Here is a 20,622-nt window from a genome sequence, read left to right as displayed (position 1 = left end):
AGAGCCATTCCATGACCCATCCCAACCCCTACGACAACGTTCCCACCAGCGACTTCGACCCGTACGCCACCGAGGTGCTGGCCAACCCCTATCCCCACTACGAGCAGCTGCGCGAACTCGGCCCCTGGGCCTGGCTGGAGCGCTACGGCGTGCTTGCGGTCGCACGCCACGACGAAGTGCAGCGCATCCTGTCTCAGCCCGACATCTTCTGTTCCAGCGCGGGCGTGGGCCTTGCCAACTTCCACACCGAGACGCCCTGGCGCAAGCCCAGCATCATTCTCGAAGCAGACCCGCCCCACCACAGCCGCACCCGCAAGGTGGTGGCGCGCGTGCTCTCGCCCGCATCGATCGGACGCCTGCGCGCCACTTTCGAGGACGTGGCCGCGCGCATGGTCGACGAGCTCGTGGAACGCGGCTCGTTCGACGCCGCCAAAGAACTGTGCGAGGCCTTTCCCATCAAGGCCTTCGGCGACGCGGTGGGCCTGCCCGCCGAGGGGCGCGAGCACCTGCTGCCCTACGGTGACATGGTGTTCAATGGCTTCGGCCCGATCAACGAGCGTTTCCAAGACCGAATGAACAGCTCGGGCGAAGCGGTGAACTGGATCGCCAAGGTCTGCCAGCGCGACGCGCTCACGCCCGACGGCCTGGGCGCCCAGCTGTTCGCCGCCGCCGACGCGGGCGAGATAGGCCACGACGAGGCCGGCATGCTGGTTCGCACCCTGCTCTCCGCCGGGCTGGACACCACCGTGTTCACCCTGTGCAACGCCTTCACCAGCTTCGCGCGCAACCCCGGTCAATGGGCCCTGCTGCGCGACGACCCCTCGCTGGCGCGCCAGGCACTCGAAGAGGTACTGCGCTACGACAGCACCTTCCACTCTTTCTACCGCACCAGCACCCAGGACGTGGAACTCGGCGGCATCACCGTGAAGCAGGGCCAGAAGATCGTGGTGTTCATCGCCTCGGCCAACCGCGACCCGCGCCGCTGGCCCGAAGCCGACCGCTTCGACATCACCCGCCGCGCCACCGGCCACATGGCCTTCGGCACGGGCATTCATGGCTGCGCCGGCCAGATGATGGCGCGCCTCGAAGGCGAGATCGTGCTCACCGCACTGGCCCGCCGCGTGGCCTCGATCCGCCTCGACGGCGAACCGGTCCAGCACTTCAACAACACGGTGCGCGGGCTCAAGAGCATGCCCGTGACGGTCGAGCCGCTGCTGGCCGCCGTGCACTGACATCCCGCCCCATTCGAACTAGAAGAGAGAAACCCACGATGCCCCAGATCGTCTACGTACAACCCGACGGCTCCCGAGAAGCCGTGCCCGCCAGTCCCGGCGCTACCGTCATGATGACCGCTGTCGGCCACGGCATTCCCGGCATCGTCGCCGAGTGCGGCGGCTCCGCCATGTGCGCCACCTGCCACGTGTACGTGGACCCGGCCTCGATCGGCTTCCTGCCGCCCATCAGCGACGTCGAGGACGAAATGCTGGCCAGCGCCGCGGGCGAGCGCCGCGAACACAGCCGCTTGGGCTGCCAGCTCGCGCTGGCGCCCGGCGTGGACCAGCTGATCGTGCACATCCCGGAGCGGCAGGTCTGATGGCCCACGGCACCGTCATCGTCGGCACCGGGCAGGGCGGCTTCCAGCTCGCGGCCTCGCTGCGCGATTCGGGTTATGCCGATCCCATCACCCTGGTCGGCGACGAGCCCGGCCTGCCTTACCAGCGCCCCCCGCTGTCCAAGGCCTTCCTTCAAGGCAAGGTGGACGACACCGGCCTGCTGCTGCGCCCGCCCCCGTTCTACCAGCGCATCGATGCCCGCGTGCTCGGCGGCACGCGCGTGGCGCGCATCGACCGCGCGGCGCGTGGCGTGCACCTCTCCAGCGGCCAGACCCTGCCCTACGACCACCTGGTGCTGGCCACCGGCGCGACCGCGCGCACCCTGTGCGTGCCCGGAGCGGGGTTGTCCGGCGTGCACGTGCTGCGCGGTCTGGAGGACGCGCGGCGCATCCGAGAGCAACTGGCCCGCGCGCGCTCGGTGGCCGTGGTCGGCGCCGGCTTCATTGGCTTGGAACTCGCGGCCGTGGCGCGCGGCCAGGGCCTGCCGATGCACGTGATCGAGGCCACGGCACGGCCCCTGCTGCGCGCCCTCTCCGAGCCCATGGCGCGACACCTGCAAGCCTTCCACGAAGCCCAGGGCACGCAATTCCACCTGAACACGCAGCTCGACGCCATCGAAGGCGAGGACGGCCGCGCCACCGGCCTGCGCCTGCACGGCGGTGGCCGCATCGTCGCCGACCTCATCGTGATCGCGGTAGGCGTCACGCCCAACGACCAGCTGGCGCGCGACGCCGGGCTGGCGGTGGGCAATGGCATCGAGGTCGACGAGCTGCTGCTCACCAGCGACGCCGCCATCTCCGCGCTCGGCGACTGCGCGAACTTTCCGTTCGCGGCCGATGGCGGCTCCCGCGTGCGCATCGAGTCGGTACAGAACGCCGTTGACCAGGCGCGCTGCATCGCCGCGCGCCTGTGCGGTCAACCCCTGCCGTACGCCAAGGTGCCCTGGTTCTGGAGCGAGCAAGGCCCTTGCCGGCTGCAGATGGCCGGCCTGGCCGCGCCGGGCGACCGCAGCGACATCGAGGGCGATCCGGCCAGCGGCCGCTTTTCGGTGCTGCGCTACCGCGGCGATCAACTCAGCGCCGTCGAATCCCTCAACGACCCTGCCGCCCACATGCGCGCGCGCACGGCCCTCGCGCCGGTGCTAGCACCGACCTGAGCTCCCTCAGTCCCATTCGACATCCACACCTTCCCACAGAAAGAGACAACACATGACAGCAGCATCCCGGGTCATCGCGGTCACTGGCGGCGCCAGCGGCATCGGTTTCGCCTTCTCCGAAGCCCTCGCGCGCGCGGGCCACCAGGTCGTCATCGCCGACCTGCGCGGTGCCGTCGAAGCGGCCGAACGCCTCAGTGCCCAGGGCCTGAAGGCCATCGGCACGCAGACCGATGTGGTCAAGCCCGCCGACGTGGCGGGCATGGTCGAACAGGCCGTGAAGGCGTTCGGCCGGCTCGACGTGCTGGTGAACAACGCCGGCCTGTTCACCACGCTCACGCTCAAACCGTTCGACCAGATCAGCGACGCCGAGTGGATGCGGGTGATGGAGGTCAACACCCTGGGGCCTTTCGTGTGCGCCAAAGCGGTCGTGCCCGAAATGCGCAAGAACGGGTTCGGCCGCATCGTGAACATCGCGTCCACCACGCCGATCAAGGGCACGCCCAACATTCTGCACTACGTGGCCAGCAAGGGCGCGGTGATCGCGTTCACGCGCTCGCTAGCCCGCGAACTCGGCAAGGACGACATCACCGTCAACGCCATTGCCCCGGGCTTCACGCTGAGCGACGGTGTGCTCGACAACGACCTGCACAGCAAGATGGGCGACGTGGTGCGCAAGACCAGCCGCTCGCTGCAGCGCGACCAGGTGCCTGAAGACCTGGTGGGCGCCCTGCTCTTCCTAGCCAGCGACGGCGCGGGCTTCATCACCGGCCAGACCATCGCCGTCGACGGTGGCTCGGTATTCATCTGATCGGTTGACTCACCATGACCGACACCGCATACGGCAAGCCTTTCCTCTACATCGATGGCGAATTCATCGAAGGCGGCGACCGCCAACACCAGGACATCATCAACCCCGCCAACGGCGAGGTGATCGGCTCGTTGCCGCACGCGCGCCGCGACGACCTGGACCGCGCACTGAACGCGGCGCAACGCGCCTTCGAGAGCTGGCGCAAGAGTTCGCCGCTCGAGCGCTCGAAGGTGCTGCGCCGCGTGGCCGAGCTCACGCGCGAACGCGCACCGCAGATCGCACGCCAGATCACCCTCGACCAGGGCAAGCCGCTGAGCGAGGCGCTGCTGGAGGTGACCACCTGCGCCGAACACGCCGAATGGCACGCCGAGGAATGCCGCCGCATCTACGGCCGCGTGATCCCGGCGCGCGTGCCGCACGTGCGCCAGATGGTGCTGCGCGAACCGGTGGGCGTGTGCGTGGCGTTCACGCCCTGGAACTTCCCGTTCAACCAGGCCATCCGCAAGATGGTCGCGGCCATCGGCGCGGGCTGCACCCTCGTGCTCAAGGGGCCGGAGGATTCGCCTGGCGCGGTGGTGGCGCTGGCGCGCCTGTTCCACGACGCGGGCCTGCCCCCTGGTGTGCTCAACGTGGTCTGGGGCGTGCCGGCCGAGGTGTCGGACCACCTCATCCGCTCACCGATCTCGCGCAAGGTCTCGTTCACCGGCTCGGTGCCGGTGGGCAAGCAGCTCGCGGCGCTCGCCGGCCTGCACATGAAGCGCATCACCATGGAACTGGGCGGGCATTCGCCGGTGGTGGTGTTCGAAGACGCCGACGTGGACGCCGCGGCCCAGCTGCTGGCGCGCTTCAAGGCGCGAAACGCCGGGCAGTTGTGCATCGCGCCCAGCCGCTTCTTCGTACAGGAAAAAGTGTACGACCGGTTCCTCGACGCCTTCACCCAGGCCTACGGTGGTTTGAAGGTGGGCGATGGCATGGATCAGGCCACGCAGATGGGACCGCTGGCGCACCTGCGGCGGGTCGATGCCATGGAAGGCTTCGTGGCCGACGCGCTGGAGCGCGGCGCCAAACTGGCCAGCGGCGGTGAGCGCCTGCCGGGGCCGGGGTACTTCTACCCACCCACCGTACTCACCGACATCCCCGACGACGCGCGCCTGATGGTGGAAGAGCCCTTCGGCCCGGTCGCGCCCATCACCCGCTTCAAAGATGTCGACGAAGTCCTCAAGCGCGCCAACGCCCTGCCTTTCGGCCTCACCGGCTTCGTGTTCACCGGCTCCATCAAGACCTCGGAGCGCATGGTCGACGGGCTGGAGGTTGGCATGGTCAACGTAAACCACTTCGGCATCACGCTGGCCGAAACACCGTTCGGTGGCGTCAAGGACAGCGGCATCGGAAGCGAGGGCGGCAGCGAGACCTTCGACGGCTACCTCGTCACCAAGTTCGTCACGCAGGCCAGCCCGGCCTGATCCCATCACCCACAAGCACCGCGCAGGGAGCCGGCCCTTTCCCTTCACCCACAGAGACAACCACCATGATGCAACGCAGAACCCTGATCAAATCGGCCGCGGCGGCGGCGACCCTCGGCGCGCCAGGCCTCGCCGTCCTCGCCCAGCAGGCCGTGACCCTGAAGTTCCACACTTTTATGGCACCGACCTCCAACGTCTACCTGAACGCCCACAAGGCCTGGATGGCCAAGGTCGAGAAGGACGCGGGCGGCCGCATCAAGTTCGAGGGCTACCCCGCCATGCAACTGGGCGGCTCGCCCGGCCAGCTGTACGACCAAGCGCGCGACGGGGTGGTCGACATCGTCTGGACGCTGGCCGGCAACACACCGGGCCGCTTCCCGCGCACCGAGGTGTTCGAGCTGCCGTTCATGACGGTGGACGCCATCGGCGCTTCGCGCGCGGCCTGGGAATACCTGCAGACCCATGCAGCCGACGAGTTCAAGGATGTGCAGCCCCTGGCCTTCCACACCCATGGCCCGGGCGTGCTGCATTCCAGGACCAAGCCCATCATCAGCGCCGCCGACCTGCGCGGCATGAAGGTGCGCGGTCCGACCCGCCAGGCCACCAAGCTGCTCACCGCCGCCGGTGCCTCGGCCGTGGGCCTGCCGCTGCCGCAGATCCCGGACGCGCTGTCCAAAGGCGTCATCGAAGGCGCGGCCCTGCCCTGGGAGGTGATTCCCTCGGTCAAGGTGCATGAGCTGGTGACGCAACACAGCGAGTTCGCGCCTGGCAAACCGGCGCTCTACAACACCGCCTTCGTGATGGTGATGAACAAGAACCGGTACGCCGCTCTGCCGCCGGACATCAAGAAGGTGATCGACGACAACTCGGGCCTGGAGACCTCGGCCTGGTTCGGCAAGGTGCAGCAGGACCAGGACCCCTTCGCCCGCAAGATGGCGACCGACCGGGGCAACAAGGTGCACGTGTTCACCGATGCCGAGGCCGCCGAGTTCGTGCAGCTCACCGGCAACATCGCCAACGAATGGGTGCAGGAGATGAACAAGCGCGGCCAGGACGGCGAGAAGCTGCTGGCAGGCGCGAAGGCGCTCATCGCCAAACACAAGCCCAAGGCCGCATGAGCGAGGGCACGCGCTTGGCCATCGCACTGGGCGACCCCAACGGCATCGGGCCGGAGATCGCGCTCAAGGCGATGGCCGCGATGCCGGAGCGCGAGCGCGAACGGTTCATGCTGTTCGGCCCGGGCGCGGTGCTTCGTCGCACCGCCGTCCGGCTGGGCCTGGGCGACGGGCTGGCGGGGCTGCGCCACCGCGAGGTCGGCGCGCTTGATACGGCCTCGGCGGTGCCTGGTCGCATCGACGCGGCCGCTGGCGCCTCGGCGGTGGCCAGCGCCACAGCGGCCATTCAGGCCGCGCACGCCGGCGAGTTCGACGCCGTGATCGCCTGCCCACACCACGAGACAGCGATCGCGCATGCGGGCATAGCGTTCAGCGGATACCCTTCTCTGGTGGCGCGTGTTTGTGGCCAACCTGCCGACTCCGTCTTCTTGATGCTGGTGGGCGGAGGCTTGCGCATCGTGCACGTCACGCTCCACGAGAGTGTTCAAACCGCACTTGGTCGCCTCAGCACAGACCTGATCGTACGCGCCACGCAGGCAGGCATCGTTGCCTGCCTGCGACTTGGCATGGCCACACCGCGCATAGGCATGTTTGGCATCAATCCACACGCATCCGAGGGAGAAATATTTGGATCGGAGGACGCTCGCATGATGGTGCCTGCGGTGGCGCGGCTGCGTGCCGCAGGCCACGAGGTAAGCGAGCCGACAGGCGCAGACACGCTGTTGGCGAACAGGCAGCACGATCTGTATGTGGCCGTCTTCCACGACCAAGGTCACATTCCAATCAAGCTGCTCGCACCCAACGCTGCAAGCGCGCTCAGCGTAGGAGGGAACGTCGTGCTGTCCAGCGTCGGCCATGGAAGTGCAATGGACATTGCCGGCAAAGGAATCGCGAATCCTGAAGCCTTGCTCCGCACAATTTCCTTGCTGAGGTCCACCCCGAGCGAGTGACGTCTCCCCCGAATTCCGGACTTTTCAAAACTAGAGGTACGGTTGCTTTCTGGCAAGCCCAAACTGCTGATTTGGAGAAGATCCCCCTGATAGACTCCTCGATCTGCAGCGTCTTCGTCTTGTGGCGGTATGCCCGCCAGCGAAACGTCATCCCGCACCTGTCGTGTGCCACCGAGCACCATTTTGGAATTTCCACCTGGCGCGTGTAGCACGAGAGGTGGGCTCTCTCTCAGCAGGTCTCGGCAAACAGTTCACGACCGATCAGCATGCGGCGGATCTCGCTCGTGCCGGCGCCGATCTCGTAGAGCTTGGCGTCACGCCACAGGCGGCCCAGCGGGTACTCGTTGATGTAACCGTTGCCGCCAAAGATCTGGATGCCGTTGCCGGCCATCTTGGTGGCTTCTTCGGCGCACCACAGAATGACGGACGCACAGTCCTTGCGCACCTGGCGCACGTGTTCGGCGCCCAGCAAGTCGAGGTTTTTGGCCACCGTGTAGGCGAACGAGCGCCCGGCCTGCAGCACGGTGTACATGTCGGCCACCTTGCCCTGGATCAGCTGGAACTCACCGATGCTCTGGCCGAACTGCTTGCGGTCGTGGATGTAGGGAACGATGTTGTCCATGACCGCCTGCATGATGCCCAGCGGCCCGCCGGTGAGCACGGCGCGCTCGTAGTCCAGCCCGCTCATGAGCACCTTGGCGCCGTTGTTCAGGCCACCCAGGATGTTCTCGACCGGCACCTCGACGTTGTTGAACACCATCTCGCCGGTGTGGCTGCCGCGCATGCCGAGCTTGTCGAGCTTCTGCGCGGTGCTGAACCCCTTCATGCCCTTTTCGACGATGAAGGCCGTGACGCCACGGGCACCCATTTCAGGTTCTGACTTGGCGTAAACCACCATGGTGTCGGCATCCGGCCCGTTGGTGATCCACATCTTGCTGCCGTTGAGCAGGTAGTAGCCACCCTTGTCTTCGGCTTTGAGCTTCATGCTGATCACGTCGCTGCCCGCACCGGGCTCGCTCATGGCCAGCGCGCCCACGTGTTCACCGCTGATGAGCTTGGGCAGGTATTTGGCGCGCTGGGCGTCGCTGCCATTGCGCTTGATCTGGTTCACGCACAGGTTGCTGTGTGCGCCGTAAGAGAGGCCCACGCTGGCCGAGGCGCGCGAGATTTCTTCCATGGCGATCATGTGGGCCAGGTAGCCCATGCCGGCGCCGCCGAACTCTTCGCTCACGGTGATGCCGAGCACGCCGAGATCACCCATCTTGCGCCACAGGTCCATGGGGAACTGGTCGCTCTGGTCGATCTCGGCCGCGCGCGGGGCGATTTCGGCCTGGGCGAAGTCACGCACCGCGTCGCGCAGCGCGTCGATGTCTTCGCCGAGCTGGAAGTTGAGGCCGGGCAATTGCATATCTGCATCTCCATAGGGTGTTTTGAGCTGTGAGCAGCGCATCCACCGGTTGCGCCGATGTGCACAAAATATCATCTGCGTTGTGGGAATCTTTTGGCCCACATCGTTGACATCGCATTTTTCCTGTCTCATACTATACCAAACGAACGTTCGCTATTCATGAATACCACCAAACTGGCTCGGCCTCCCAGAACCGACAACCGCTTGCCAGAACTTCTGGATGCCGCGGCCCGGCTCTTCGCACGCCGCGGATACGCAGCAACCTCCATGCGAGAAATCGCTCTCGAAGTCGATATGAAGCCGGGCTCGCTCTACTACCACTTCCCGTCCAAGGAAGAGTTGTTGATCGCTGTCTATCAGGCGGGCGTGCTGGCGCTGGAGGATGCGACCGCCGAAGCCGTGGCCAAGGACACGGATCCGTGGACACGCCTGGAGACGCTGTGCAAAGCCCATCTGGAAGCGGTTCTGCGTGACAGCGACTACGCCCAGGTCCTGATCCGCGTGCTGCCTGACGACATTCCCCAGGCCGCAGACCGTCTGCGGGAACTGCGCGAAAGCTACGAGCAGGTGTTTCGCAATGTCGTGGCGCAACTGCCGCTCCCCGCGGGTACGGACCGACGTGCCCTTCGTCTGATGTTGATTGGCGCGCTCAACTGGGCGACGCTGTGGTTCAACCCCGATGGACGCGATTCCCCACGCGTTCTCGCGCGAAAGTTTGTGGGGCTAGTGAAGGAAATGCAAGATGGCCGAACGTCCCCCTAGGGTGATCGTGACAAAGATTGGTTTTGACGGGCATGACCGGGGCAGCCGGGTCATCGCCGCCTGTCTCCGCGACGCGGGCATGGAGGTGATCTACACCCCGCCCTGGCAGGAGATACCCACCGTCGTCAAGCTGACGATGGAAGAGGACGCCGACGTCATCGGCATCTCGTCGCTCGCCACCGACCACCTTATCGTCCCCAAGCTGCTGTCCGCGCTGCGCGAGGCCGGCATGTCCGATGTGCAGGTCATCGTCGGCGGCATCGTACCCGCCAAAGACGAAACGATGCTGCTGGCAAGCGGCGTCGCCCAGGTGTTTCATCCCGGCACGTCGCTGGACGATGTTGTGGTGTCCGTGCGCGCGCTGTCCGAGAAGCGGCGCAGCATGCAAGGAGCGTCGACATGAGCGACCACGCACGATGGGAAGCCGAGTTCGCCAAGGGCGTGGTGGGCAACACCACCACCTACAACCGCTCCGGGATCGGCATCAAGCCGCTGTATACGCCGCAGGACCGCAACGGTGCGCCTTTCGAGGAATCACTGGGCTATCCCGGCCAGTACCCGTACACGCGGGGCATCTACTCGACCATGTACCGGGGTCGCAGCTGGTCGCAGCGCCAGCTCGTCGGACTGGGCGTGCCCGAGGACTACAACCTGCGCGTCAAGGAGATGCTCGACCTCGGCGCGTCCGCGCTGTCGCTCATCCCCTGCAACTCGGTGTTCCGAGGCTACGACGCCGACGATGTGCCGTCGGAATTGCTGGGCACGTGCGGCACCGTGATCAACCACGTGGAAGACATGCGGGTCGCCCTCGATGGCGTGCCCATCGGTGATCTCTCCACCGCCATGAACGATCCCTCGCCCTTTACGCTGCTGGCCTTCGAGCTGGCGGTGGCCAAGCGTCGCGGCGTGCCATGGACCAAAATCACGGGCACCTCTAACCAGAGCGACTGCATCTCGCACTTCGTCGCCAACCACATGTTCTTCCGCCTCGCGTTGCAAGGCGCGCGCCGGGTCATCGTGGACCACATCTCTTTCGTGAACAAGCACGTGCCGGGCTGGAACCCCTTGTCCATCGTCGGGCAGCACATGCAGCAGGCGGGCGCGACCCCGGCCGAGGCCATGGCCTTCACGCTCTGCTCGGGCATCCAGTACGCGGAAGACTGCATCGCCGCCGGCATGGACCCCGACCAGTTCCTCCCGCGCTTCACCTTCTTCTTCGACGTCTCGGTGAGTTTCTTCGAAGAGGTGGCCAAGTTCCGCGCCGGTCGACGCATCTGGGCCAAGCTGTGCCGTGAGCGCTTCGGCGCCAAGGATCCGCGTTCTTGGCGCTTCAAGTTCCACGGGCAAACCTCGGGCGTGGACTTGACCCGCCAGCAGCCGCTCAACAACGTCGCCCGGGTCACGACACAGGCGATGGCCGGCATCTTCGGTGGCCTGCAGTCACTGCACACGGACGGCTACGACGAGGTGTTCTCCACGCCCACCGCCGAAGCCGCCCGCATCGCGGTGGCCACGCAAAACATCCTGCGGGAAGAGGCCCACCTCACGGACGTCATCGATCCGCTGGGCGGCTCTTACTACGTGGAGTCGCTCACGAACGACATGGAAACCAGAATCAACGCAATCATCTCGATGATCGACGAGGCCGGTGGCATGTACCAGGCTGTGGAAAATGGCATCGTCCAGCGCATGATCGGCGAGTCCGCACTGGCCTTCCAGAAGAAGGTCGACGCTGGCGAGCAGACCATCGTGGGCGTCAATGCCTACCAAGTCGAGGAGGACCCCGCCACGTATCCCTCGCTGGAATACCCCGACGCGGCGCGCATGCAGTCCTACCTGGGTCGCCTGGCCGACTTCAAAAAATCACGTTCCAGCGCGGACGTCGACAAGGCGATCAGCGCCCTGGCCAAGTCGGCCAACACGCCCAAGTCCAACGTCTTCGAGCACGTGGTGGCAGCCGCGGAGGTCGGCGCCACCCACGGCGAGATCTGCGGCACCCTGCGCAAGGAACTCGGTTTCGGTCAACCATTGACGGTGGTGTGAACACCGTGAGCAACATGTCCATTCAAAAGGCGCTGGGTGGCGATCGGCGCTCGATCGCTCTGGCCATCAGCGCGCTGGAAAACGGCGGCGAGATGGCCTACGAGGTGCGCCGCGCCATCGCGGCGTCCCAGGGCCGCGCGCACGTCATCGGCGTCACCGGACCGCCCGGTGGAGGGAAGTCCACGCTGGTGTCGGTGCTGATCAAGGGTCTGAGGAAAAAGGGAAAGACGGTGGCTGTCGTGGCCATCGATCCTTCCAGCCCGTTCACGGGGGGCGCGGTCCTGGGCGACCGCATCCGCATGGGCGAGCGACAGAGCGATGACGGTGTCTTCATCCGTTCGCTGGCGTCTCGCGGACATCTCGGGGGCCTGTCGATGGCGGCCGGGGATGTCATCGACCTGTTCGACGCGTCGGGTTTTGATGTGGTGATCGTCGAGACCGTTGGCGCGGGTCAGTCGGAGGTTGAGATCACGCGCTTTGCCGACACCCGTGTCGTGGTCTGCCCGCCCGGCCTCGGCGACGATGTGCAGGCGATCAAGGCGGGTGTGCTGGAGATTGCCGACATCTTCGTCGTGACCAAGGCCGATCTTCCCGATGCGCGAAAGACCGAGTCCGAGTTGCTGGCCATGCTGACGCTGCGGCGCTCGCAGGCCGCGACACCGGCGGTCAAACGCGTGTCCGCCCCCAGCGAAGAAGGCACGGATGCGCTGGTGGACTGGCTCGATGCGCGAAGCGAGCGTGGTCGACGCCACGCGGCAGGTGGCGCCAAGACGGCCTACGACCTGGTTTCCAGATGCATTGCGGGCGACAACATGGCTCAGTTGCTCGGCATCGAACTGGTGGCGGCATCAATGGGCAGCACCACGCTGCGCATGAAGGTGATGCGCAAGCACATGAATTTCAACGACCGGTGCCACGGCGGAGCGCTCTTCGCGCTTGGCGACATGGCGCTCGGTCTGGCCTGCAACTCGTACGGCAAGATCGCCACCCTGGTGGACGGGCAACTGAGCATCTCCACTGCGGTGGAAGAAGGTGAGTGGCTGGTGGCGCATGCCTACGAGGTGTCCCGCTCACGCAAGATCGGTAGCTACCAGGTGAAGATCACACGGGCACGCGACGGCGAGCACATCGCGATGCTGCACGGCACGGTCTACGTGCTGGACAAATCCGTCGAAGCGCCGGTGAGCGTAAGGCTGTGATGAGCGCCCCGTCCGGAGAGCCACTCCATGGCGGAGGCCGACAGCGGGTGCGTTCTCTCAAACGCCTCGCACGGGCAGGGAGGGGTGCGGACGCCGCACCCGCGCTCAGGCTCCAGAGCCAGGCCATCGCGCTGGCGCTGCTGGATCGCAGCATCCAGTTCAAGCATCGGCGGCTGGCGCTGCTGCGATTGATAGAGGCCATTGAACTGGGCGCCCCGTTGAGCGCCGAGCAATGGACCTATTGCAAGGGCGTGCTGACCCTGGAGCAAGACAGCGCGCTGCGTGCCGCTGTCGAACGCGCCGCGACAGGCTCCCTCGACGCCCGCGTTGCCAAGGTAGAAGTGCTGTGAACACGACTTTCCCCCGATTGCTGCTGGCGCAGGCGGCCGAGCACGGTGAGCTGCCGGCCATGCGCGAAAAGGAATACGGCATCTGGCAGACCACCACCTGGGCCGACATGGCCCGGCTGGTCGAGGCGCTGGCCTGCGGCCTGCACCAGGCCGGCCTGCAGCGCGGCGAACACATGGTGGTGATCGGCGCCAACCGCCCGCGCCTGTACGCCACCATGCTGGCCGCCCAGTCGCTGGGTGCCATCCCGATCCCGCTCTACCAGGACGCCGTGGGCGGTGAATGCGTCTTTCCCATCAACAACGCCGACGTGCGTTTCTGCGTGGTGGAAGACCAGGAGCAGGTCGACAAGATGCTGGAGATCCGCGAGCAGTGCCCGCAGCTCTCGCACATCTACTACGACGATCCGCGCGGCCTGCGCAACTACGACCAGCCGGGTCTGGGCGGCATGGAAGAGCTGATCGCCGCCGGCCAGGCGCACGCCAAAGCCCACCCACAGCTGTTTCGTGATCAAGTGGCCGCCTGCCAGCCCGATGACGTGGCCGCCATGTTTTTCACCAGCGGCACCACCGGCAACCCCAAGGGCGTGGTGCACACGCACCACACGCTGATCAACCGCGCCGACGTGGGCGCGCGCTTCGACAAACTCTCGCCCGCCGACGAAGTGTTGGCCTACATGCCGCCGGCCTGGATCGGGCAGAACATCTTCAGCTACGCGCAGTGGCTGGTGGCCGGCTACGTCGTCAACTGCCCCGAGTCGGGCGCCACGATCACGATCGACCTGAAGGAAGTGGGCCCGACGTACTACTTCGCGCCGCCCCGCGTGTTCGAGGGCCTGCTCACCAGCGTGATGATCCGCATGGAAGACGCCGGCGCCATCAAGCGCGGCATGTTCCATTACTTCATGGACGTGGCGCGCCGCGTGGGCCCCACGCGCATGGACGGCAAGTCCATCGGTCTGGTCGACGCCATCAAATACCAGCTGGGCGACTGGCTGGTCTACGGCCCGCTGCGCAACAACCTGGGCATGAGCCGTGTGCGTGTGGCCTACACCGCAGGGGAAGCCATCGGTCCCGACCTCTTTTCCTTCTACCGCTCCATCGGCATCAACCTGAAGCAGCTCTACGGCTCCACCGAAACCGCCGTCTTCGTCTGCCTGCAGCCCGACCACGAAGCCCGCGCCGACACCGTGGGTGTGCCCTGCGAAGGCGTGGAGATCAAGCTCAGCGAGAGCGGCGAGATCCTGGTGAAGTCGCCCGGTCTCCTGAAGGGCTACTACAAGAATCCGGCCGCCACCGCCGAGGTGCTCACGGTCGACGGCTGGTACCACACGAGTGATGCCGGCTTCATCGACGCCTCCGGGCACCTGAAGATCATTGACCGCGTGAAAGACGTGGGCCGCATCATGGGCGGTGAGTTTGATGGCGCCATGTTCGCGCCCAAGTACGTGGAGAACAAGCTGAAGTTCTTCTCGTACATCAAGGAAGCCGTGGCCCTGGGCGACAAGCGCGAGCGCGTGTGCGTGATGCTCAACATCGATTTTGATGCGGTGGGCAACTGGGCCGAGCGACGCAACCTCTCCTACGCCGGCTACACCGACCTGGCGCAAAAGCCCGAGGTGTACGAACTCATCCGAGACTGCGTGGAGAAGGTCAACGCCGACCTCTCGCGCGACGAACTGCTCGCGGGCAGCCAGATCAGCCGCTTCCTGGTGCTGCACAAGGAACTGGACGCCGACGACGGTGAACTCACCCGCACGAACAAGGTGCGCCGCGGCTTCATCAGCGAGCGTTATGCCGCGCTGGTCGATGCGCTCTACAGCGACAAGACCGAGCAGTACATCGAAACCCAGGTGAAGTTCGAGGACGGGCGCAGCGGCTCGGTCAGCGCGACCCTGAAGCTGGGTGACGCCAAGACATTTGCCCCGGTGAAAGCCGCAGCCTGAAGCCCCACACACCATGAGCAAAAAGATCGGCGACGTCATCCTGGACGTCCACAACATCAGCCTTCGGTTCGGCGGCGTCAAGGCGCTCACCGACATCAGCTTCAACGTGCGCGAGCACGAGGTGCGCGCCATCATCGGGCCCAACGGCGCGGGCAAGAGCTCCATGCTCAACTGCATCAACGGCGTGTACCAGCCGCAGGAAGGCTCGATCAGCTTTCGGGGCCAGACCTTCAAGCACATGAACAGCCGCCAGGTGGCCGAGATGGGCATCGCGCGCACCTTCCAGAACCTCGCGCTGTTCAAGGGCATGAGCGTGATCGACAACATCATGACCGGGCGCAACCTGCGCATCAAAAGCAACATCTTTGCGCAGGCGTTCCGCAACCCCTTCGGCATTGGTGGGGCGCAGAAGGAAGAAGAAGCGCAGCGCGAGTTCGTCGAACACATCATCGACTTCCTGGAGATCCAGGCGCACCGCAAGACGCCGGTGGGGCAACTGCCCTACGGCCTGCAAAAGCGGGTGGACCTGGGCCGCGCCCTGGCCATGGAGCCGCAGGTGTTGCTGCTGGACGAACCCATGGCCGGCATGAACCTGGAGGAGAAGCAGGACATGAGCCGCTTCATCCTGGACGTGAACGACGAGTTCGGCACCACCATCGTGCTGATCGAGCACGACATGGGCGTGGTGATGGACATCTCCGACCGCGTGGTGGTGCTGGACTACGGCAAGAAGATCGGCGACGGCACGCCCGAAGAAGTCCGCAACAACGAGGAGGTCATCAGCGCCTACCTCGGCACCAGCCACTGAGCGAGAACAACCATGGCATTTTTTCTTGAAGCTCTTCTCGGCGGCCTGATGGCCGGCATGCTGTATTCGCTGGTGGCGCTGGGCTTCGTGCTCATCTACAAGGCCTCCGGCGTCTTCAACTTCGCGCAAGGCGCCATGGTGCTGTTCGCGGCCCTGGCCATGGCGCGCTTCTCGGGCTGGGTGCCGGGCTGGCTGGGCATTGAAGACAAGTTCCTGGGCAACCTGATCGCCTTCATCATGGCCGGTGCGCTCATGTTCGTGCTGGCCTGGCTGATCGAGCGCCTGGTGCTGCGCCACCTGGTCAACCAGGAGGGTGTGACGCTCCTGATGGCCACGCTGGGCATCACCTACTTTCTCGACGGGCTGGGCCAGACCATCTTCGGCTCGGACATCTACCAGATCGACGTGGGCATGCCCAAGGACCCGGTCTTCCTGTTCGAGGGCACCTTCGAGGGTGGCGTGCTGGTCAACCTGGAGGACGTGTACGCGGCCTGCGTGGCCGCGCTGCTGGTGGCCGTGCTCTCCCTCTTCTTCCAGAAGACCGCCACCGGGCGGGCGCTGCGCGCGGTGGCCGACGACCACCAGGCCGCGCAGTCCATCGGCATTCCCTTGAACCGCATCTGGGTCATCGTCTGGTTCGTGGCCGGCATCACCGCGCTGGTGGCCGGGATCATCTGGGGCTCCAAGCTGGGCGTGCAGTTCTCGCTCACCACGGTGGCCCTGCGCGCCCTGCCCGTGATCATCCTGGGCGGCCTCACCTCGGTGCCCGGCGCCATCATCGGCGGGCTGATCATCGGCGTGGGCGAGAAGCTCTCTGAGGTCTACCTCGGCCCCTACGTGGGCGGGGGGATCGAGATCTGGTTTGCCTATGTGCTCGCGCTCGTCTTCCTGCTGTTCCGGCCACAAGGGCTGTTCGGCGAAAAGATCATCGACCGAGTCTGAAAACCTTGTGGGTCAGATCACGATTTGCAAAGCAAATGTGCTCTGACCCCAACTGAACAACCAACGGGACACACATGTTCTATCGTGAAAACGGTCAATTCAAGACCTCCTACCGCGCCGACCAGCAGATCTTCCCGATCGCGCAGGACCGCTGGGTCATCCTGGCCTTCATCGCCTTTGCCTTCATCGGCGTGCCCATGCTGGTCGATGAATACATGTTCCGCGCCATCCTCATCCCCTTCCTGATCCTGGCGCTGGCCGCCCTGGGGGTGAACATCCTGGTGGGCTACTGCGGGCAGATCAGCCTGGGCTCGGGCGCCTTCATGGCCGTGGGTGCCTACATGGCCTACAACACCTACGTGCGCATCGACGGCATGCCCGTGATCATCGCCCTGCTCTCCGGGGGCTTCTTCGCCACGCTGGTGGGCATGTTCTTCGGCATCCCCAGCCTGCGTGTGAAAGGGCTCTATCTGGCCGTGGCCACGCTGGCCGCGCAGTTCTTCTGCGACTGGGCGTTCCTGCGCATCGGCTGGTTCACCAACAACACCGCCTCAGGCTCGGTCTCGATCTCCAACCTCGCCGTGCTGGGCTGGACCATCGACACCCCGATGGAGAAGTACCTCTTCTGTCTGGGCTTCCTGGTGGTCTTCGCCTTGCTGGCCAAGAACCTGGTGCGCTCGGCCATCGGGCGCGAGTGGATGGCCATCCGCGACATGGACGTGGCCGCCGCGGTGATCGGCATCCGCCCGATGTACGCCAAGCTCAGCGCCTTCGCGGTGAGCTCCTTCATCATCGGCGTGGCCGGGGGCCTGTGGGGCTTCGTGCACCTGGGCTCCTGGGAGCCCGCGGCCTTCTCCATCGACCGCAGCTTCCAGCTGCTCTTCATGGTGATCATCGGCGGCATGGGCTCGATCATGGGCAGCTTCTTCGGCGCGGCCTTCATCGTCGTGCTGCCCATCTTCTTGAACCAGTTCCTGCCCGCCGCGGGCGCACTCGTGGGCGTGGAGATATCCACCGCCGCCGTCTCCCACACCGAGTTCATGGTCTTTGGCGCCCTCATCGTCTGGTTCCTCATCGTCGAACCCCACGGCCTGGCCAAGCTCTGGTCACTCGGAAAACAAAAGTTGAGGATCTGGCCCTTTCCTCACTGACTCCCTAGTGGGTCACTAACCCGGCCACGCGAAACCCACACAACATCTGGAGATACTATGAAGAAAGCCCACGCGACACTCGCGACGGTATTGGCCTTGCTCGCCCCGAGCATGTCGACCAACGCCATCGCCCAAGAGAAACAACAGAATTTCCCCTTGCTCACCTTCCGCACTGGCCCGTATGCGCCTAGCGGATCACCTTGGGCAAACGGTTTCGTCGACTACTTCAAACTTGCCAACATCAAGGGTGGCATCAACGGCGTGCGCATCGCCTGGGAAGAATGCGAAACCGGTTACGCCACCGACCGCGGCGTGGAGTGCTACGAGCGCCTCAAGGGAAAGAACGGCGGCGCCACGGTGTTTCAGACCATGTCCACGGGCATCACGCTGGCCCTGACGGAGCGCGGCATTACCGATGGCATGCCCATACTCACGCCAGCCTACGGTCTGAGCGAAAGTGCTGACGGCGAGGTGTTCAAGTGGAGCTTCCCCATCGGGGGCAGCCACTGGACCTCGGCCGATACGCAGGTCCAGTATGTCGCTCAGAAGGTGGGCGGCCTCGACAAGCTCAAGGGCAAGAGGATCGCCCTGCTGTACCACGACAGCCCCTATGGCAAGGAGGCGATCACCGTGGTAACTGCGCGCGCCAAGATGCACGACTTTGAATTGATCGCCATTCCGGTGTCGCATCCTGGTGTGGACCAGAAGGCCGCATGGTTGCAGATCCGCCGCGCGCGCCCGGACTTCGTGCTGCTCTGGGGTTGGGGTGTGATGAACTCCACCGCGCTGAAAGAGGCGCAGTCCACCGGCTTCCCGCGTGACCATGTGATCGGTGTCTGGCCGTCCGGCTCCGACTCCGATGTGAAGGAAGTGCCGGGTGCTGCAGGCTACAGCGCCGTGCTCATGCTGCCCGGCCCGGGGTTTGACTCCGCCATCGCCAAAGAGGTGCGTGAGAGGCTGCACGCAAAGGGCCAGGGCTCCGGCCCGAAGGAAGAGGTAGGCGAGGCCTTGTACATGCGTGGCCTGATGAACGCCATGGTGGCGGTGGAAGGTGTGCGCCGTGCGCAGGAGAAGTTTGGCAAGGGCCAAGTGATGACACCCGCCCAGGCCCGATGGGGATACGAGAACCTGCAGATCGACGACAAGCGTCTCGCAGAGCTCGGCATTGCGGATGTGATGCAACCCCTGGCCACCACCTGCAAGGACCACATGGGTCCCTCGGCGGCGCGGGCCTACACGTGGAACGGTTCCAAGTGGGAGGTGAGTTCCGACTGGCTGCATGCGGATCCTGCGGTGCTCAATCCCCTGATTAAGGCGGCCGCCGACAAGTACGCGGCCGAGAAGAAGCTGACCCGCCGCACCGGCGCCGATTGCCAGAGCTAAGGGGTACCCCCGCCGCAGAGAAGGAAACACCCCCGCCGCGCTTTGCGCGGCCCCCTCAAGGGGGCGGCACTGGCCGTCCGGCAAAGCCGACCCGGCGGTGCCTCTCGGTGGGTCCCTTCTTTCGCGGCATCATCCGCAAGACCGGCGTGCCGCGTCTTCCGAATGGCTCCCAAGGAACACACCATGACGACTCCCAACATCGTTCTCAACGTCAGCGGCATCGAGGTCATCTACAACCACGTGATCCTCGTGCTCAAGGGCGTCTCGCTCAACGTACCCGAGGGCAAGATCGCCGCCATCCTGGGCGGCAACGGCGCGGGCAAGACCACCACCCTGCGCGCCATCTCCAACCTCTTGAAGGCCGAGCGTGGCGAAGTCACCAAGGGCAGCATCGAGCTGCGCGGTGAGCGCATCGAGAACCTCAGCACCTCCGACCTCGTGCACCGCGGCGTGGTGCAGGTGATGGAAGGACGGCATTGCTTCGCCCATCTGACCATCGAGGAAAACCTCATGACCGGCTCCTACACCCGCAAGGACAAGGCCGAGATCGCGCGCAATCTGGAGAAGGTCTACAACTACTTCCCGCGCCTGAAGACCCGGCGCACCAGCCAGGCCGCCTACACCTCCGGCGGCGAGCAGCAGATGTGCGCCATCGGCCGCGCCCTCATGGCCAACCCCAGCGTGGTGCTGCTCGACGAGCCCTCCATGGGCCTGGCGCCGCAGATCGTCGAAGAGGTGTTCGAGATCGTGAAGGACCTGAACCAGAAGGAGAAGGTCACCTTCCTGCTGGCCGAGCAGAACACCAACATGGCGCTGAAGTACGCCGACTACGGCTACATCATGGAATCCGGGCGCATCGTGATGGACGGCCTGGCCAGCGAGCTGCGCAACAACGAGGACGTCAAGGAGTTCTACCTCGGCATGGGTGGCGGTGAACGCAAGTCGTTCAAGGACATCAAGAGCTACAAGCGGCGGAAAAGGTGGCTGGCGTAACCAGCCGCCGGCGCGTTTCCCCCTCAAAGGGGGCGAGGCCTACGGCCCGGCACAGCCGGTTCCGCGGCCTATCTTGTCCCCGTCACTTCATTCACACATTTGTAGCCATGGCACAGTCTGAATTCTTCGACGCCCTGGAAACCCGACCGCCCGAACAACGCGAGCGCGAGCAGATGGGCGAGATGACCACCCAGGTGGCGCTCGCCCAGCAGCACAGCACCGCCTTTGCCGAGATCCTGCGCGCGGGGTAGATGCATCGGCGGTGAGCAGCCGAACGGCGCTGACGCGTCTGCCCGTCACGCGCAAGACCGAACTGCTCGAACGCCAGAAGACCTCGCGCGCCACCGATCCCTTCGGTGGTTTCTCGGCGCTGCGCCGGGCCCCGCCCGATCTACGAACCCGAGGGCGCCACGCGTGACTACTGGCGCGCCGGCCGCGGCCTCTACGCGGCCGGCTTTCGCGCGGGCGACCTGGTGCACAACGCCTTCAGCTACCACATGACCTCGGGCACCTTCATCCTCAAGTACGGCGCGCA

General features: G+C 65.4%; 19 protein-coding genes and 1 pseudogene. 19 read left to right on the top strand and 1 reads right to left on the bottom strand.

The annotated features are described in order from the left end of the window. Nucleotides 1-11 precede the first annotated feature (11 nt). The 7 genes from IV113_RS23745 to IV113_RS23715 all read left to right on the top strand — a co-directional run bounded on the left by IV113_RS23745 (nucleotide 12) and on the right by IV113_RS23715 (nucleotide 7,105). Nucleotides 12-1,232, top strand: a complete 1,221-nt coding sequence (locus tag IV113_RS23745) for a cytochrome P450 (RefSeq protein WP_056272071.1) — start codon at nucleotides 12-14, stop codon at nucleotides 1,230-1,232. Nucleotides 1,233-1,270: 38 nt separating this feature from the next. Next, nucleotides 1,271-1,594 carry a 2Fe-2S iron-sulfur cluster-binding protein gene (locus tag IV113_RS23740; RefSeq protein ID WP_056272074.1) on the top strand — a complete coding sequence of 108 codons (324 nt, stop codon included), beginning with the start codon at nucleotides 1,271-1,273 and terminating at the stop codon, nucleotides 1,592-1,594. Beyond that, entirely contained in the window at nucleotides 1,594-2,769 is a 1,176-nt protein-coding gene (locus tag IV113_RS23735) for an FAD-dependent oxidoreductase (RefSeq protein WP_056272078.1), read from the top strand. Before IV113_RS23740 ends, IV113_RS23735 begins: the two co-directional genes overlap by 1 nt. A 52-nt stretch (nucleotides 2,770-2,821) precedes the next feature. Further along, nucleotides 2,822-3,577 (top strand): glucose 1-dehydrogenase, encoded by a 756-nt coding sequence (locus IV113_RS23730; RefSeq protein ID WP_291090525.1) that lies wholly within the window; start codon nucleotides 2,822-2,824, stop codon nucleotides 3,575-3,577. Between the two features lie 14 nt (nucleotides 3,578-3,591). Beyond that, complete coding sequence (locus tag IV113_RS23725) at nucleotides 3,592-5,040, top strand: NAD-dependent succinate-semialdehyde dehydrogenase (RefSeq protein ID WP_291090522.1); 1,449 nt, start codon at nucleotides 3,592-3,594, stop codon at nucleotides 5,038-5,040. A gap of 65 nt (nucleotides 5,041-5,105) precedes the next feature. After that, nucleotides 5,106-6,158, top strand: coding sequence for a TRAP transporter substrate-binding protein (locus IV113_RS23720; RefSeq protein WP_291090519.1), 1,053 nt, complete (start codon nucleotides 5,106-5,108; stop codon nucleotides 6,156-6,158). Further along, complete coding sequence (locus tag IV113_RS23715; protein WP_291090517.1) at nucleotides 6,155-7,105, top strand: 4-hydroxythreonine-4-phosphate dehydrogenase PdxA; 951 nt, start codon at nucleotides 6,155-6,157, stop codon at nucleotides 7,103-7,105. The genes IV113_RS23720 and IV113_RS23715 overlap by 4 nt, the downstream gene beginning before the upstream one ends. A 229-nt stretch (nucleotides 7,106-7,334) precedes the next feature. Here the strand turns inward: IV113_RS23715 and IV113_RS23710 are convergent, their stop codons facing one another. Then, on the bottom strand, nucleotides 7,335-8,513 hold the full coding sequence (locus IV113_RS23710; protein ID WP_291090514.1) for an isovaleryl-CoA dehydrogenase: 1,179 nt from the start codon (nucleotides 8,511-8,513) through the stop codon (nucleotides 7,335-7,337). A 159-nt stretch (nucleotides 8,514-8,672) separates the two neighbouring features. Between IV113_RS23710 and IV113_RS23705 the strand changes: the two genes are divergently transcribed. From IV113_RS23705 to IV113_RS23650, 12 genes and pseudogenes are all read left to right on the top strand, one after another. Continuing rightward, complete coding sequence (locus tag IV113_RS23705; protein ID WP_291090511.1) at nucleotides 8,673-9,275, top strand: TetR/AcrR family transcriptional regulator; 603 nt, start codon at nucleotides 8,673-8,675, stop codon at nucleotides 9,273-9,275. Beyond that, complete coding sequence (locus tag IV113_RS23700) at nucleotides 9,256-9,678, top strand: cobalamin-dependent protein (RefSeq protein WP_291090508.1); 423 nt, start codon at nucleotides 9,256-9,258, stop codon at nucleotides 9,676-9,678. The genes IV113_RS23705 and IV113_RS23700 overlap by 20 nt, the downstream gene beginning before the upstream one ends. Continuing rightward, the gene (locus IV113_RS23695; protein WP_291090505.1) at nucleotides 9,675-11,318 is read left to right on the top strand and encodes an acyl-CoA mutase large subunit family protein; all 1,644 of its coding nucleotides are present in this window, start codon (nucleotides 9,675-9,677) and stop codon (nucleotides 11,316-11,318) included. Before IV113_RS23700 ends, IV113_RS23695 begins: the two co-directional genes overlap by 4 nt. A 14-nt stretch (nucleotides 11,319-11,332) precedes the next feature. Next, nucleotides 11,333-12,517 carry a methylmalonyl Co-A mutase-associated GTPase MeaB gene (gene meaB, locus IV113_RS23690; RefSeq protein ID WP_291090502.1) on the top strand — a complete coding sequence of 395 codons (1,185 nt, stop codon included), beginning with the start codon at nucleotides 11,333-11,335 and terminating at the stop codon, nucleotides 12,515-12,517. Between the two features lie 47 nt (nucleotides 12,518-12,564). Beyond that, nucleotides 12,565-12,867: a hypothetical protein gene (locus IV113_RS23685; RefSeq protein WP_291090500.1), complete on the top strand. Its 303-nt coding sequence runs from the start codon at nucleotides 12,565-12,567 to the stop codon at nucleotides 12,865-12,867. After that, nucleotides 12,864-14,810, top strand: a complete 1,947-nt coding sequence (locus IV113_RS23680; protein ID WP_291090498.1) for an AMP-binding protein — start codon at nucleotides 12,864-12,866, stop codon at nucleotides 14,808-14,810. Before IV113_RS23685 ends, IV113_RS23680 begins: the two co-directional genes overlap by 4 nt. A gap of 13 nt (nucleotides 14,811-14,823) precedes the next feature. Then, nucleotides 14,824-15,618, top strand: a complete 795-nt coding sequence (locus IV113_RS23675; RefSeq protein ID WP_291090495.1) for an ABC transporter ATP-binding protein — start codon at nucleotides 14,824-14,826, stop codon at nucleotides 15,616-15,618. Nucleotides 15,619-15,630: 12 nt separating this feature from the next. Next, the gene (locus tag IV113_RS23670; RefSeq protein WP_291090492.1) at nucleotides 15,631-16,560 is read left to right on the top strand and encodes a branched-chain amino acid ABC transporter permease; all 930 of its coding nucleotides are present in this window, start codon (nucleotides 15,631-15,633) and stop codon (nucleotides 16,558-16,560) included. A gap of 74 nt (nucleotides 16,561-16,634) precedes the next feature. Beyond that, nucleotides 16,635-17,711, top strand: coding sequence for a branched-chain amino acid ABC transporter permease (locus tag IV113_RS23665; protein ID WP_291090489.1), 1,077 nt, complete (start codon nucleotides 16,635-16,637; stop codon nucleotides 17,709-17,711). 57 nt (nucleotides 17,712-17,768) lie between these two features. Next, nucleotides 17,769-19,094, top strand: a complete 1,326-nt coding sequence (locus IV113_RS23660) for an ABC transporter substrate-binding protein (RefSeq protein ID WP_291090487.1) — start codon at nucleotides 17,769-17,771, stop codon at nucleotides 19,092-19,094. Between the two features lie 183 nt (nucleotides 19,095-19,277). Beyond that, nucleotides 19,278-20,087: an ABC transporter ATP-binding protein gene (locus IV113_RS23655; RefSeq protein WP_291090484.1), complete on the top strand. Its 810-nt coding sequence runs from the start codon at nucleotides 19,278-19,280 to the stop codon at nucleotides 20,085-20,087. A gap of 107 nt (nucleotides 20,088-20,194) precedes the next feature. Then, nucleotides 20,195-20,622, top strand: a pseudogene (locus IV113_RS23650) (phenylacetate--CoA ligase family protein); the annotation flags it as partial.

Origin of the sequence: Hydrogenophaga sp., from assembly GCF_018780385.1 — a bacterium.
Lineage (GTDB): Bacteria > Pseudomonadota > Gammaproteobacteria > Burkholderiales > Burkholderiaceae_C > Hydrogenophaga.
The sequence above is the reverse complement of the archived record's forward strand: the minus strand, read 5'-3'. Positions and strand labels throughout refer to the sequence as shown.

Excerpts from the sequence above, each read along its gene's own strand:
- IV113_RS23700 (WP_291090508.1), top strand. The coding sequence starts at position 9,256 with ATGGCCGAACGTCCCCCTAGGGTGATCGTGACAAAGATTGGTTTTGAC.
- IV113_RS23670 (WP_291090492.1), top strand. The coding sequence starts at position 15,631 with ATGGCATTTTTTCTTGAAGCTCTTCTCGGCGGCCTGATGGCCGGCATG.
- IV113_RS23710 (WP_291090514.1), bottom strand. The coding sequence starts at position 8,513 with ATGCAATTGCCCGGCCTCAACTTCCAGCTCGGCGAAGACATCGACGCG.
- IV113_RS23725 (WP_291090522.1), top strand. The coding sequence starts at position 3,592 with ATGACCGACACCGCATACGGCAAGCCTTTCCTCTACATCGATGGCGAA.
- IV113_RS23715 (WP_291090517.1), top strand. The coding sequence starts at position 6,155 with ATGAGCGAGGGCACGCGCTTGGCCATCGCACTGGGCGACCCCAACGGC.
- IV113_RS23740 (WP_056272074.1), top strand. The coding sequence starts at position 1,271 with ATGCCCCAGATCGTCTACGTACAACCCGACGGCTCCCGAGAAGCCGTG.
- IV113_RS23735 (WP_056272078.1), top strand. The coding sequence starts at position 1,594 with ATGGCCCACGGCACCGTCATCGTCGGCACCGGGCAGGGCGGCTTCCAG.
- IV113_RS23705 (WP_291090511.1), top strand. The coding sequence starts at position 8,673 with ATGAATACCACCAAACTGGCTCGGCCTCCCAGAACCGACAACCGCTTG.
- IV113_RS23660 (WP_291090487.1), top strand. The coding sequence starts at position 17,769 with ATGAAGAAAGCCCACGCGACACTCGCGACGGTATTGGCCTTGCTCGCC.
- IV113_RS23655 (WP_291090484.1), top strand. The coding sequence starts at position 19,278 with ATGACGACTCCCAACATCGTTCTCAACGTCAGCGGCATCGAGGTCATC.
- IV113_RS23665 (WP_291090489.1), top strand. The coding sequence starts at position 16,635 with ATGTTCTATCGTGAAAACGGTCAATTCAAGACCTCCTACCGCGCCGAC.
- IV113_RS23745 (WP_056272071.1), top strand. The coding sequence starts at position 12 with ATGACCCATCCCAACCCCTACGACAACGTTCCCACCAGCGACTTCGAC.
- IV113_RS23720 (WP_291090519.1), top strand. The coding sequence starts at position 5,106 with ATGATGCAACGCAGAACCCTGATCAAATCGGCCGCGGCGGCGGCGACC.
- IV113_RS23675 (WP_291090495.1), top strand. The coding sequence starts at position 14,824 with ATGAGCAAAAAGATCGGCGACGTCATCCTGGACGTCCACAACATCAGC.
- IV113_RS23695 (WP_291090505.1), top strand. The coding sequence starts at position 9,675 with ATGAGCGACCACGCACGATGGGAAGCCGAGTTCGCCAAGGGCGTGGTG.
- meaB (WP_291090502.1), top strand. The coding sequence starts at position 11,333 with ATGTCCATTCAAAAGGCGCTGGGTGGCGATCGGCGCTCGATCGCTCTG.
- IV113_RS23730 (WP_291090525.1), top strand. The coding sequence starts at position 2,822 with ATGACAGCAGCATCCCGGGTCATCGCGGTCACTGGCGGCGCCAGCGGC.